The following is a 13,554-nucleotide window of genomic DNA, read 5'->3' as shown; positions in this document are numbered from 1 at the left end:
CGGTGATGGGTGACAGTGAGGAGCGGACTGCCCAGGGCCGCGCTCACCGCCCGTCTGTACGGCCTGCCGACCCGCCATGGCACGAACGACTCGATGTCGAAGGGGACCCGCTCGACAGGGACGATGAAGTGGGACGTCAGCCGGTCAGGCAAGGGGAGAGTGATCTTCACGAAGGCCTCCAGAGTGCGGTGAGGCACTCAGGATCGGCGACCGGAAGGCAGGTACGCGGAGGCGAACGGCATTCTGGGGATAACCCTCGGCCGCCGGCTCAGGGCTGTGGACAAAGGTACCGGGGACAAAGGTACCGGTCAGGGCGCCGATCTGAAGATCGCCAACGTCTGCCCCGGCAGCCAGACACCATCCTCACCAGCAGCGACCGGCTCATCAGAGGCCAACAGAACAGCCCCCACAGAAACCGGCAAAGTCACAGAGTCCTCCCCGAAATTGACGGTGACGCACAGCGACCCCCGCCACATGACCAGCCACTTCCCCACCGGATCGAACTCCACCCGAACCCCATCGAACCGCGGATCAGACAGCTCAGGCAGCGCCTTACGCAGCGCGATCAGGTCCCGATACCAGCAGAGCAACGACCAGTGAACCTCCTGCTTCACCTCATCCCAATCAAGCTTGGACCGCACGAACGTCTCCACCCGCGACGGATCAGGCGCGTCCCACGCGTACCCGAACCCGTCGAACTCCCGCTCCCGACGCCCGCCCTCACTCTCCCGCAACTGCGCATCGACGTGGTCGGAGAAGAACAGGAACGGCGTACCGGCCCCCCACTCCTCCCCCATGAACAGCATCGGAGTGAACGGCGAGGTCAGCAGCAGCCCGGCGCCGAGTTTGAGCGCGGAGACCGGCAGCCTGTCGCCCAGCGGCCGGTTGCCGATCTGGTCGTGGTTCTGCAGGCAGGCGACCAGCCGGTGACCGGGCACGCCGGCGAACGACGCGCCGTGCGTGCGGCCGCGGAAGCTCGACCAGCCGCCGTCGTGCACGACACCGCAGGTCAGCGCCTTGGCCAGGGTGGACAGGTTGGTGAAGTCGGCGTAGTAGCCGTGGCTCTCGCCGCTCACCGCGCAGTGCAAGGCGTGGTGGACGTCGTCGTTCCACTGCGCGGTCATGCCCAGCCCGCCCGCGTCGCGGGAGCGGACCATGCGGGGGTCGTTCAGGTCGGACTCGGCGATGAGCGACAGCGGCCTGCCCACCGCGCAGGACAGCGCGTCCACCTGGTCGGACAGCTCGGCCAGCAGGTGCGTGGCCCGCCTGTCGTGCAGCGCGTGCACGGCGTCGAGCCGCAGCCCGTCGATGTGGTAGTCACGCAGCCACTGCACCGCGTTCTCGATGAAGTATCGGCGCACCTCATCGGACCCCGGCCCGTCGAGATTCACCGCCTCGCCCCAGTAGCTGCCCTCGAACCCGGCGAAATAGGGTCCGAACGGGTGCAGGAAGTTCCCGGATGGTCCCAGGTGGTTGTAGACGACGTCGAGGATGACGCCGATGCCGGCGCGGTGGCAGGCGTCGACGAACGACTTGAGCCCGTCAGGGCCACCGTACGTCTCGTTGACCGCGTACAGATCCACCCCGTCGTAGCCCCAGTTGCGCCCGCCGGGCACCGGGGCCACCGGCATGACCTCCACGAAGTCGACGGACAGCTCGACGAGGTGCGGCAGCTTCTCGATGGCCGCCTCGAAGGTGCCGGTCTGGGTGAACGTGCCGATGTGCAGCTCGTAGACCACCGCGCCGCGCAGGTCACGGCCGGTCCACTCGTGGTCGGCCCACGTGTAGTGCGCGTGGTCGTAGACGGCGCTGGGCCCGAAGACGCCGTCGGGCTGGCGTCGGGAGCGGGGGTCGGGGTAGGGGCCTTCGCCGTCGAGTACGTACCGGTAAAGGGTCCCGTGCCCGGCCTCGGGCACGTCGGCCGACCACCAGCCGCCCTCGCCGGCGCTCATCGCCCGGCGGCCGTCGAAGACGTCGACCTCCACGGTCGCGGCGTTCGGTGCCCACACCTCAAAGATCATGTCTCTCCAGCAGCGCGACAGGGTATCGGGCGAGCAGGTGAGCAAGGGGGATGCGGCCCGTGTAGAGGCCGCCGGTGAGCAGTTCGCGCCAGGTGCCGGCGGGCAGGGTCAGCGTGGTGCCGCCCCAGCCGAGGCACATCTCCCGCTCTCCGACGCGTACATCCTCGGCTTGCGCTCGGCGGGCCAGCCGGACGGGGAGCCGCGTGGCGACCGCGACCGCCTGCGGCGGTTCGTCGCCGCGGGCGAAGGCGATCGCGTGCTCCGCCGCCTCCCCGTCGGCCAGGATCGGCGTGTACGGCGCGGCGGGGTCGAGGCGGCGGCGCAGCCGCAGCGCCTGGGTCGTCACGGCGAGCTTGGCCGCGTCCCAGCGGGACATCGGCGACCGCCCGAACGTCACGGGGCGCCGGTTGTCCGGATCGACCAGGGAGAAATCGGTCAGCTCATTGCCCTGGTAGACGTCCGGCACCCCCGGCATCATCAACTGGACGAGCTTGGCCCCGAGCGAGTTGGCCATGGCGAAGGCGTCGACGCGCTCGGTGAACTCGCCCACCGGCAGCTTCACCGCCGCGGCCGCGAAGTCGCGCAGCCGCTGCTCGTACCCCTGATCCGGCTTGACCCAGGAGATGGCGGTCTTCGCCTCCCGAGCCGCCTTGAGCAGGTATTCCGCGAACCGCTCGGCGGAGATCGGCCAGGCCGCCATGAGGTTCTGCCAGGCCAGGTAGTCGAGCCGCGGGTCGAAGCTCACGGCCGCCGACCATTCGGACACCGCCTGGGCCCACTCGCCGGGCAGCTCCGACAGCACGGACAGCCGGGCGCGTACGTCCTCCGACCGCTTGGTGTCGTGGGTGGACAGCGTGGTCATCGTGTGCGGCCGCAGCTCACGGCAGAGCGCGTGGAACTCCGCCACCGGGACGCCGAACAGGTCCGGATCGCCGCCGACCTCGTTCAGGCACGACAGGGGGAACCACCGGTACAGCGCGGTGTCCTCGACCCCCTTGGCCATGACCGGGCCGCAGGTCTGCTGGAACCGGGTGATCACGTCGGCCGGGCCATACAGGACCTGCTGAACGAACGGCTGCACGGCGGGCGAGCATTCGGCGGCGGCCCGTTCGACGATCTCCACCGATTCGGGCGGGGGCGGCTCGCCCGGCGTCATGTACGCCCGGTACACCGGCATCGCGGCGAGCAGCTCGGCGACCGCGGCGGGTTCGCAGCCGGCGGCGCGGGCCAGGCGGCGGATCTCGGCGCCGAAGAACAGCTCGATCACCTCGCGCTTGGCCTCGGCCACCACCGGCCGGAAGTCGGCCGGCTGACCGGTCAGCCGGGTGAACAGCTCGACCAGCGGCGCCTCGCCGGCCGGATCGACGAACAGGCCGTTGATCCGGTTCAGGACCTCGTAGCCGGTGGTGCCCTCGCAGGCCCAGTCCTCGGGCAGCCGTTCCTCGCCGATGAGGATCTTCTCCACGACCGTCCAGGCGCCGCCGGACCTGGCACGCAGCCGTTCGAGGTAGCCGCGCGGATCGGCCAGCCCGTCCGGATGGTCGACGCGCAGCCCGTCGACCAGGCCCTCGTCGAGCAGCCAGAAGATCACCTCATGGGTGGCGAAGAGCACCTCCGGGTCCTCGACGCGCAGCCCGATGAGCGACGAGACGTCGAAGAAGCGCCGGTAGCCCGGCCCCTGACGCCAGTCGACCAGCCGGTAGTGCCCGGGGTGGGGGAACACGTGCTCGTGGTAGCGCAGCACGTCGCCGTCGACCACCGGCTCGACGTCATCGCCGAGCACCGGCAGCGCCACCTTCCCGCCGTCCCAGTCGATGTCGAACCAGCGGGCGTACGGCGAGTCCGGGCCTTCGGCCAGCACGGACCAGAACTGGGCGTTCGTGGTGTTCATGTGGTTGGGCACGATGTCGAGGACGATGCCGAGATCCTGCGCGGCCAGCAGCTCGGCCATCTCGCGGAACCCCTTGGCGCCGCCGAACTCCTCCCGGATCCGGGAGTGGTCCGTGACGTCGTAGCCATGCAGCGAGCCGGGCGTCGCCTGGAGGATCGGCGACAGGTAGACGTGGCTGACGCCCAGATCCCGCAGATAACCGGCGATCTCCCCCACCTGGGCGAACCCGAAGTCGGGCGTCAGCTGGACCCGATAGGTCGACACCGGCCTAGACACGCCGGAGCACCCGTACGCTGCGACCAGGCACCGCGATCCCTTCCCCCGCTCGGCACATCCGGACTTCCAGGAAGATCGGCATGGCGGTGTCGATCTCGGTCTGCCACATCTCGCCATAGTCTTTCGGGATCGTGAACTGGATCGTCTCGTTGTGGGCGTTGAACAGCAGCAGGAACGAGTCATCCCTGATCGGCCGGCCGCGCCTGTCGGGCTCGGTGATCGCCTCGCCGTTGAGGAAGACGGCCAGCGACTTGGCGTATCCGACATTCCAGTCGTCGTCCGTCATTTCCTCCCCCGTCGGTGTGAGCCACGCGATGTCGCTCAGGCCGCGCACCGGCTTGCCGTAGAAGAAGCGTCTGCGCCGGAACACCGGATGCTTCTTACGCAGTGCGGCCAGGCGCTGCGTGAACTCCAGCAGCAGCCAGTTCTCCCTGACGTCGGACCAGTCGACCCAGGTCAGCTCGTTGTCCTGGCAGTAGCCGTTGTTGTTGCCATCCTGGGTACGGCCCAGTTCGTCGCCATGGGAGAGCATCGGCACGCCCTGCGACAGGAAGAGCGTGGTCAGGAAGTTGCGCTTCTGCTGCTCGCGCAGCGACTCGATGGCCGGGCCCGCCGGACCCTCCGCACCGCAGTTCCAGGACCGGTTGTCGTCGGTGCCGTCGCGGTTGCCCTCCTTGTTGGCCTCGTTGTGCTTGCCGTCGTACGAGACCAGGTCCTGCAGGGTGAAGCCGTCGTGGCAGGTGACGAAGTTGATCGAGGCGGCGGGACGGCGGCTGTCGTCCAGGTAGAGGTCGCTGGAGCCGGTGAACCTGGAGCCGAATTCGGGCAGCGTCGCGGGCTGCCCCCGCCACAGGTCGCGGATGGTGTCACGGTAGCGGCCGTTCCACTCCGTCCATCGCGACGGGAAGTTGCCGACCTGGTAACCGCCCGGCCCCAGGTCCCACGGCTCGGCGATGAGCTTGATCTGCGACAGCACCGGGTCCTGCTGGACCAGGTCGAAGAAGGAACTCAGCCGGTCGACCTCGTGCAGTTCCCTGGCCAGGGTCGAGGCCAGGTCGAAGCGGAACCCGTCGACGTGCATCTCGATGACCCAGTAGCGGAGCGAATCCATGATCATCTGGAGTACGTGGGGCGAACGCATGAGCAGGCTGTTGCCGGTGCCCGTGGTGTCCAGGTAGTAACGCTTGTCGCCGTCGACCAGCCGGTAGTAGTCGGGATTGTCGATGCCCCGGAACGACAGCGTCGGGCCGAGATGGTTCCCCTCGGCCGTGTGGTTGTAGACGACGTCGAGGATGACCTCGATCCCCGCCTCGTGCAGCGCCCGCACCATGGCCTTGAACTCCAGCACCTGGCCGCCCCGCTGCCCCTGGCTGGAGTAGCGGTTGTGCGGCGCGAAGAAGCCGATCGAGTTGTAGCCCCAGTAGTTGGACAGCCCGCGCTGCTCCAGGATGTCGTCGGTGACGTACTGGTGGACGGGCATCAGTTCGATCGCCGTCACGCCGAGCTTGGTGAGGTGATCGATGATCTCCGGGTGACCGAGTGCCGCGTAGGTGCCGCGTATGTGCTCGGGGATCTTCGGGTTACTGATGGTCAGGCCGCGCACGTGCGCCTCGTAGATCACCGTGTCGTGGTACGGCGTCGCGGGCGGCCTGTCGTGCCCCCACCCGAAGAACGGATTTATCACGATCGAGCGCGGCATATAGGGCGCCGAGTCGGCATCATTACGCGCGTCGGGCTGCCCGAAAGGGTAGCCGTACACCGCCTCGTTCCAGGTGACACCACCCTCGATCGCCATCGCGTACGGGTCGAGCAGCAGCTTGGCCGGATTGCACCGCAACCCCTGCGCCGGCTCGTAGGGCCCGTGGACGCGGTAGCCGTAGCGCTGACCCGGCCCGATGCCCGGCAGGTAGCCGTGCCAGATGAACCCGTCCACCTCGGCGAGCGGAACCCTGGACTCCGCGTTGTCCTCGGAGAACAGGCAGAGCTCAACCTTGTCGGCGGCCTCCGTATAGAGGGAGAAGTTGGTGCCCGCCCCGTCATAGGTCGCCCCGAGAGGATAGGGGTCTCCCGGCCAGATTTCGATCATCGAGGCTCCCTTGCCGTCTTTCCCATGTTCCGTTCCCTCGCTTCGCCGGACAAGCCCAGCCTCGAAGGAGCCGCCCGGCCCGGCGGATCAACAGGTCCTTCCCATAAGACGGCTTTGCACGCTTTTTGCCGACGGGCCACCTCTGACGGCGCGGTATCAGAGGCGGCCCGAGTTCACAGCATGCCTCTGGCGGACCGAGGCTCCTCAGGCAGGGTTCGTACGGAACGCCCCTGCCGGATGACGTCGAGCAGCACCCAGTGCGGACTGCCCGCGCGCGGCCGGACGACCACCTCGGTCGCCCAGCAGGCGGCCGCGATGACCTCCCGCCCCTGCTCGATGGCCGAAGGCGTGGTCCCAGCCCGGCACCAAACCCAGACCCGCTCCCCGAACGGAGCCGGCGCGCACCACACGATGACCGGGATCTTGCCCCGCCTGTTGACGACGTACGCCTCGACGAGGCCGACACGGATCCGGTGCGCGGTGACCACGCACCGGATCCGCCCCCACGCCCCTGACCGCGCGGACGGCCAGAGGACAACCACGGCGGGCACAGCGACCGCCGCCAGGGAGATGGGACCGAACGAGCTGACGATCAGGTAGGCGAGGAGTGGCAGACAGACGACCGTCGCGACCTCATACCGCCACCGCCAGAGCACGACCAGGGGATTCGGCCGTGATATGGGGGTGGTGGCACGGTTCAGCTCATCCAGGAGCGGCCGGTTCATCGCCGCACTCTGCCCAACCCCAGGCAGGCGCGGCACAGACCCCGCCTGGTGACGCCTTCGCCCTCGCAGGCGGCACAGCGTACGTAGGTGTCGAACTCGGGGGCGCGATAGACCCTCATGAGCGGGGCCGGCCGGCGTACCTGCCAGCCCCGCTCTCTGGCCCTGGCGTCCAGCTCGGCGAAAGCCCAGGCGTCGAGGACTTCGAGCAGGCCGGCCACAAGGCGACGGACGGGATTACGAACGGTCGATTCTCTGGTTATGTTGCTAACATCCATGGTGGATCGTCCTTCTGCTCTGGCAGTGGGGGATGGTCGTTCTTCAGCTGGGCCGGTGCGGCTACACCGGTCCAGCTTCGTGTCCTGGTCCCTGCGCCGGTCGAAGCCGAGCTCCGGGACCGGGTGGGTCCTCCTACGGGCATCACGTCCTCCTTCTTCTTCTCGGTGGTTGTTTACCCGAAATGCGCATGCCTATGGCAATTGCCATAGGAACGTGTCAGTGACGTTTGCCTTACTCACATGCCACAGGCAATCACCTGGGCATAGGATCTCGGCACGGCGTCACGAAGAGGTGATCGGCGATGATCAGCGAATCCGACATTTCCGGATACCGGATAACAGAGAGCCCATTTCCCTCTGGAGGGTGGGCAATCGCCCCGCTTCCGCGAGATCATCGAATCTCCGCGCGTGGCGATCTCCGACCGCGCCGCCCAGTTGGATGAGGGATGATGGCCAACCCCACCCTGCGCCAGCGGCAACTGGCGAAGCGACTACGCGAAATGCGCGCTGAGGCCGGCCTGAGCATCGCCGAGGTCGCCGAGCAACTGCTCTGCTCCCCGGCCAAGGTCAGCCGCATCGAGACGGCCCAGCGACGGGCCAGCCTGCGCGACGTCCGCGACCTGTGCCGACTCTACGAGGTCGCCGACCCGACCGAGCTGATGACGCTCGCCCGCGAGGCGCAACAGCTGAGCTGGTGGCAGGATTCGGAGGACGTGGGCTTCCGGCCGCTCATCGGGTTGGAGACCGAGGCCGTAGAGATCGCCGAGTATGAGACCACCACGATTCCGGGGCTGCTCCAGACCGAAGACTACGCCAGGGCTGTGATCCAGGGCTTCCTGCCGCGCATCGCGGCCGACGTACTCGATGAACGCGTGGCGGTCCGCATGAAGCGCCAGGAGACCCTCCACAAACCGTCGCCCCCGCGCTACTGGGTCCTGCTCGACGAATCCGCGCTGCACCGCCACGTCGGCGGCCGACCGATCATGGCGGCGCAGCTGACCCAGCTCGCCGAGCTAAGCCACCTGCCGCATGTCACCGTTCAGGTCGTCCCCTACAGCATCGGCGCTCACATGGGATTCGACAGCGCGTTCATGCTGCTGAGGTTCGCCCCCAGTGCCGGGGTGGCCAACACCGTCTACTTCGACACCCTCGCCGGCCAGATCTTCCTGGAGAAGCCCAGCCAGCTCGATCGCTTCGAGGAGGTGCTGAACCATCTTCGCGCCACAGCACTCGACCCTGGGGACTCCCGGAAACGGATATTGGAGCAGCGTGACGTCTTCGCGGCTCAGAGGGGTTGAAAACGCCTCATCAAGCGCGCGGAAATTACAGCGGTAAGTGCAAGCCGCGGTTTACCGTGCGGGGCAGAGGTTGCGCAACGCTCTTACCACGCGCCGGTCAACGTCCTAGGGGTTGATCGACTGGACCAGGATCAACCCCACAAGGTGTCCTGAACCGGGTCCAAGGTTGGAGAGCTCAATTGAGCAGCCTCGGAGAGGAGCCGGACAGGGAGGAGAGGGTGCTGCTTCTGCAGTTCCTGTTACTCCTCTTGGATTGTCTCCTCAAGATGAGAGGGCTCAGATAGCTTCGCCCGCTATCTAAGCCCTCTGGGCAGAGCGGAGCCCCGGTTCGACCTTGCAAGAGGATCGGGGCACCGTTTCTCGGTATTCGCGCTCAGACTAGCCGAAGATTTCGTCGCGGCAGATGAATATCCGTAGAGCGGTCTGCCTATGATGACCACGCAGATGGTGGCGGTACTGGTTGGTGTCGCCCTGGTCCAGCGCGGGCAATGCGCGTGTGAGGGGTCAGCAGCCTGAACACACGGATCCGCAGCCACTGCCAGACGTCACCGTTCAGGTCGGCCCTACACCATCGGCGCTCACGGGGGATCCGGCAGCGCGTTCATGATCCTTCGTTCAGCACGAATGCCAGCGTGGCCGACGCTGTCCACCTTGTCTCGCTTGCCGGGCAAGTTCTTCCTGGAGAAGCCCCCCAGCGGCTCACAAAGGTTGAAAACGATTTAGCTAAGCGCGCGCAAATGCCAGCGGCAAGTGCATAGCATATCGGACTAGGCCTGAGCTTCACGCGCGCCCTGTCCTCTTCGCATGCGAAGGCCCACGTCGTAACCAGCATGGCGCGCTCCGGCTAGGAGACCCGCCATTCCCAAGCAGGAGAGTGACAATGACCTCGCATCCTCAGCTGGAGCCTAAGTGGCGGGTCTCTTCCCGCTGCAACAACGGCAGTTGTGTCGCCGTGGCGGAGCTTCCGAACGGTCGAATCGCCGTCCGCGACACCAAGGTGGCTGGGGGCGACATCCTGCAGTTCTCTCCTGAAGAGTGGGCCAGCTTCATCGGGAGCATCAAGGAGTAGCGCTCGAAGACGTGCGGGGGCAGGCGGAGGCCGCCTGCCCCTTGCGTGACATCCGCCCCATCGCTCCCAGTACGGGCGAGATGCCGGGTTACCATGACGGAGCACTATGCCCTGCCGCCGACCCCCTGCGAGGTACCGCATGAGTTCCCCCCAGGCTCCGCGCGATCTGACCTGGCACTCGTGCAACAACGGCAATTGCGTGGAGGTAGCGAAGCAAGCCGACAGAGTTCTCCTCCGAGTCGGCACAGACTCCGCGGGAGCGCATCTGTCGTTGACCCGGCAAGACTGGGAAGGCTTCCGAGACGGCATCAAAGCCGGAACCTTCGACATCATCTAGCCACAAGGTTTGACCGTTCCTTGCCCGGCTACTTACCGATGCCATGGGCGGATTCAAGAACTTCCTGTTACGTGGCAACATCGTCGAGCTGGCGGTCGCGGTGATCATCGGCGCGACCTTCAGCGGCCTGGTGCAGGCGCTGGTCTCCGACCTGGTCACACCGCTGATCGGGGCGATCACCGGCGGGAGGCAGCCGAACTTCGCCGACTACTCGTTCACCGTCAACGGGAGCCAGTTCAAGTACGGCGACTTCCTCAACCACCTCCTCACCTTCGTGATCATCGCGGCGGTGGTCTACTGGCTGATCGTGATGCCGATGACCCGGCTGATCAGCCTGTTCGAAAAGGGCAAGGCCGCGACGACCAGGCAGTGCCCGGAATGTCTGAGTGAGGTCCCCATCGAGGCGCGCCGATGCGCCCAGTGCACGGTGGAACTCATTCCGGAGTCCGAGAAGCCGCGCTAGACGCGGTCATGAAGATGGGCGTTCCCGCTTGTCCGGGGGTGAGTGCCACCAAGTGCGGCGCTATCCGACAAGATGAACGGGTGAGCGTTGAGTTGATGGTCTGGGCCGAGTCCGCGCCGATCAGCAGGGATCAGGCGCGGGCCGCCTACCTCGCGGTCAAGAAGAGCGAACCCGTCGTGGGCGACGTGCCGGAGGTGGCCAAGGAGCTGCCCGGCCTGGTCACGGTCTATCCCGGACATGTGCTGGTGACGATGGACCTCGACACGATGGACGAGATGTCGGCCCAGGTGTTCACCGTCGCGCGGGCTCACGGGCTCGTCTGCTACGACCCGCAGCGCGATCTCGTGCACAATGTGACGCCGCTCGGCGTCTATGAGGGCATGCAGCTCCACACCGGCGACGGCATGATCGTGCACGATCCGGACCTCGGGCTGGTGCATGACGTGCTGGCCACCATGTCGCCGCAGAACCCGTTCGTCACACTGGTGAACTTCGGGCGGCACTTCATCCAGGTCTCCCCCGGCTACGAGCTGGAGTACAAGGAAGAGGCGCTGGCGCGGACGATGGTGGCCGAACTGGCGGAGGTCCAGCGGGCCTTCCACGAATACGCCACCGGCGACCGGTCGTTCCTCGCCCGCCACGACTGGACCGCTTAGCCGATCAGAGGACCTCGCGGAACAGGTCCGGGTTGACGTTGCCGCCCGACAGCACCAGCACCGTCCGGCCCTCGGGGACGCGGCCCGACAGGTAGGCCGCCGTCGTGACCGCTCCGCTCGGCTCCGCCACCAGGCGGGCCGAGCGGGCCAGGTGGCGCATGGCGTGGCGGATCTCGTCCTCCGACACGGTGACGATGCCGTCGAGGTGCTCCCGCAGGTGCGCGAACGTCAGCTCGGACAGATCGGCCCGCAACCCGTCGGCGATCGTACGGAAGGTCCTGGCCGGCTCCCAGCTGACCGGCCGGCCCGCCGCCAGGCTCTCGGCCGCGTCGGCCGCGAGCTCCGGTTCGACGCCCAGCACGGTGACGTCCGGCTTCAGCGCCTTGACGGCCGCGGCGATGCCCGAGGCGAGGCCGCCCCCGCTGACCGGTACCACCACTACCTCGACGTCGGGCAGATCCGTCACGATCTCCAGGCCGATCGTGCCCTGACCGGCGATCACCGCCGGATGGTCGTACGGCGGAACCATGGTCAGCTCCCGCTCCTCGGCCAGCTTCAGGGCCGCGACGATCCGCTGATCGGGCGGTACGACGACCAGCTCGGCGCCGTGTCCCCTGATCGCCGCCGCCTTGACCTCGGGCGTCCCCTCGGGCACCACGACGACGCACGGCACGCCGAACTGCTTGGCCGCGTACGCCAGCGCCTGGCCGTGATTGCCGGACGAATGGGTGACGACCCCGTCGGGCCGCAGCTCGGCGACGGCGTTGTAGGCGCCGCGGATCTTGAACGATCCCACCCGTTGCAGGCTCTCCGGCTTGACCCAGACCTCTCCCATGGGCACCAGCGGGGTCCGCACCACGACCGGCTTGATGCGCTCGGCCGCCGCACGGATATCGTCGATCGTTACCAGCTCCATACGCCCACCATACGTTCTCCATGATCGATGACAGAGGGGGGAAAGATGCACCAAATGAGAGACCTGTACCCGCCCATCGAGCCCTACGACTCGGGCCTGCTCGACGTGGGCGACGGCAACCAGATCTACTGGGAGGTCTGCGGTAACCCGGACGGCAAGCCCGCGGTCATGCTCCACGGCGGTCCAGGCGGTGGCTGCGGCACGGGGCATCGCCGCCAGTGGAACCCCGAGCTGTATCGCATCGTCCTGTTCGACCAGCGCAACTGCGGTCGGAGCCTGCCGCATGCCAGCGATCCGGGCACCTCGCTGGAGGCCAACACCACCTGGCATCTGGTCGCCGACATGGAACGGCTGCGCGAGCACCTGGGCATCGACAGGTGGCAGGTGTTCGGCGGGTCGTGGGGCAGCAGCCTGGCCCTGGCGTACGCGCAGACGCATCCGGACAGGACCACCGAACTGGTACTGCGCGGTATCTTCACCCTCCGCCCCGGCGAACTCCACTGGTTCTACCAGGAGGGCACTTCCCACCTCTTCCCGGACGCATGGGAGTCGTTCCTCGCGCCGATCCCCGTCGAGGAGCGCGGTGATCTGATCGCCGCCTTCCGTGCCCGGCTGGAGGGGGACGATCCCGAGGCGCGGCTGGCCGCGGCCAGGGCGTGGGCGATGTGGGAGGGCCGCACGGTCACGCTGCGGCCCGATCCCGAGCTGGTCGAGGAGTTCGGCGAGGCGAAGATGGCGCTGGCGTTCGCGCGGATCGAGAACCACTACTTCACGCACCTGGGCTGGTTCGAGCCCGAGCAGCTGATCAAGAACGTGGACCGGATCCGCCATATCCCGGGCGTCATCGTGCAGGGCCGCCACGACGTGTGCACACCCATGTCCACCGCCTGGGACCTGCACAAGGCGTGGCCGGAGGCGCGGTTCGAGGTGGTGGACGACGCCGGGCACGCCGCCACCGAGCCGGGCATCGTCAGCCGGCTCGTTGCGGCGACAGACGGCTTCGCGCCAGCCGTACCATCGGTGTGACGGCCCCCACCAGCAGCAGCGTGCAGAGCGGGGCCAGCACCAGGCCGATCAGGAGGCCCGCGGCGACGTCATGCGGATAGTGCACGCCGACGAACACCCGCGAGAACGCCATGACCGCCGCCAGCGGGAGCACCACCCAGGCCAGGGCGCGCCAGGCCAGGATGAGCGCCCCGGCGGCGCCGGCGGCGATGACGGAGTGGTTGCTCGGGAACGACCAGTCGCTCGGCGGCGGGCACTCGGCGATCGTCGCGATCCCGCCCCGGCACGGCCGCTCCTCCTGGACGAACGTCTTCACGACCTCGCTGAGAACGTACGCGCACACCACACCCGCCGGCCCGGCGATCGAGATCGCCAGGTCGCGTGCCGGCGCGTTGCGCGCCCGCCACCAGCACAGCGCGAACAGCGCAGCGAAGACGAACAGCCCGGCGTCCGTGCCCACCTCGGCGAGAGTGTGCAGCCACGCGGGCGTGGTGAGAGCGAAGTCGACGATGTCGCGGTACAACACATGTCCAATC

General features: G+C 67.5%; 13 protein-coding genes. 6 read left to right on the top strand and 7 right to left on the bottom strand.

Annotated elements, in window-relative coordinates; translation table 11 throughout:
- Positions 1-308: 308 nt before the first annotated feature.
- From treZ to AB0B91_RS07110, 5 genes are all read right to left on the bottom strand, one after another.
- On the bottom strand, positions 309-2,021 hold the full coding sequence (gene treZ, locus AB0B91_RS07130) for a malto-oligosyltrehalose trehalohydrolase (protein WP_358316961.1): 1,713 nt from the start codon (positions 2,019-2,021) through the stop codon (positions 309-311).
- Positions 2,011-4,188, bottom strand: coding sequence for a malto-oligosyltrehalose synthase (gene treY, locus AB0B91_RS07125; protein ID WP_358316958.1), 2,178 nt, complete (start codon positions 4,186-4,188; stop codon positions 2,011-2,013). Before treY ends, treZ begins: the two co-directional genes overlap by 11 nt.
- Positions 4,181-6,274, bottom strand: a complete 2,094-nt coding sequence (glgX, locus tag AB0B91_RS07120) for a glycogen debranching protein GlgX (protein WP_358316955.1) — start codon at positions 6,272-6,274, stop codon at positions 4,181-4,183. The genes treY and glgX overlap by 8 nt, the downstream gene beginning before the upstream one ends.
- Positions 6,275-6,447: 173 nt before the next feature.
- Positions 6,448-6,999, bottom strand: coding sequence for a hypothetical protein (locus tag AB0B91_RS07115; protein WP_358316952.1), 552 nt, complete (start codon positions 6,997-6,999; stop codon positions 6,448-6,450).
- Positions 6,996-7,217, bottom strand: coding sequence for a hypothetical protein (locus AB0B91_RS07110; RefSeq protein WP_358316949.1), 222 nt, complete (start codon positions 7,215-7,217; stop codon positions 6,996-6,998). Before AB0B91_RS07110 ends, AB0B91_RS07115 begins: the two co-directional genes overlap by 4 nt.
- Before the next feature lie 506 nt (positions 7,218-7,723).
- Here AB0B91_RS07110 and AB0B91_RS07105 point away from each other — a divergent pair.
- From AB0B91_RS07105 to AB0B91_RS07085, 5 genes are all read left to right on the top strand, one after another.
- Positions 7,724-8,572: a helix-turn-helix transcriptional regulator gene (locus AB0B91_RS07105; RefSeq protein WP_358316946.1), complete on the top strand. Its 849-nt coding sequence runs from the start codon at positions 7,724-7,726 to the stop codon at positions 8,570-8,572.
- Between the two features lie 880 nt (positions 8,573-9,452).
- Positions 9,453-9,641 carry a DUF397 domain-containing protein gene (locus AB0B91_RS07100; protein WP_358316943.1) on the top strand — a complete coding sequence of 63 codons (189 nt, stop codon included), beginning with the start codon at positions 9,453-9,455 and terminating at the stop codon, positions 9,639-9,641.
- Between the two features lie 106 nt (positions 9,642-9,747).
- Positions 9,748-9,978: a DUF397 domain-containing protein gene (locus tag AB0B91_RS07095; protein ID WP_358316940.1), complete on the top strand. Its 231-nt coding sequence runs from the start codon at positions 9,748-9,750 to the stop codon at positions 9,976-9,978.
- Positions 9,979-10,021: 43 nt separating this feature from the next.
- Entirely contained in the window at positions 10,022-10,441 is a 420-nt protein-coding gene (gene mscL / locus AB0B91_RS07090; protein ID WP_358316937.1) for a large conductance mechanosensitive channel protein MscL, read from the top strand.
- An 80-nt stretch (positions 10,442-10,521) separates the two neighbouring features.
- The gene (locus tag AB0B91_RS07085) at positions 10,522-11,097 is read left to right on the top strand and encodes a hypothetical protein (protein ID WP_358316934.1); all 576 of its coding nucleotides are present in this window, start codon (positions 10,522-10,524) and stop codon (positions 11,095-11,097) included.
- Positions 11,098-11,101: 4 nt separating this feature from the next.
- Here the strand turns inward: AB0B91_RS07085 and AB0B91_RS07080 are convergent, their stop codons facing one another.
- The gene (locus tag AB0B91_RS07080; RefSeq protein WP_358316931.1) at positions 11,102-12,013 is read right to left on the bottom strand and encodes a threonine/serine dehydratase; all 912 of its coding nucleotides are present in this window, start codon (positions 12,011-12,013) and stop codon (positions 11,102-11,104) included.
- A gap of 54 nt (positions 12,014-12,067) precedes the next feature.
- On the opposite strand from AB0B91_RS07080, the gene pip reads away from it, so the two are divergent.
- Complete coding sequence (gene pip, locus AB0B91_RS07075) at positions 12,068-13,039, top strand: prolyl aminopeptidase (protein ID WP_358316928.1); 972 nt, start codon at positions 12,068-12,070, stop codon at positions 13,037-13,039.
- Here the strand turns inward: pip and AB0B91_RS07070 are convergent.
- On the bottom strand, positions 12,984-13,544 hold the full coding sequence (locus AB0B91_RS07070) for a phosphatase PAP2 family protein (RefSeq protein WP_358316925.1): 561 nt from the start codon (positions 13,542-13,544) through the stop codon (positions 12,984-12,986). The two genes, pip and AB0B91_RS07070, sit on opposite strands and share 56 nt — an antisense overlap.
- Positions 13,545-13,554 lie beyond the last annotated feature (10 nt).

It is taken from the genome of Nonomuraea sp. NPDC049141 (assembly GCF_040648415.1).
GTDB lineage: Bacteria > Actinomycetota > Actinomycetes > Streptosporangiales > Streptosporangiaceae > Nonomuraea.
The sequence above is the reverse complement of the archived record's forward strand: the minus strand, read 5'-3'. Positions and strand labels throughout refer to the sequence as shown.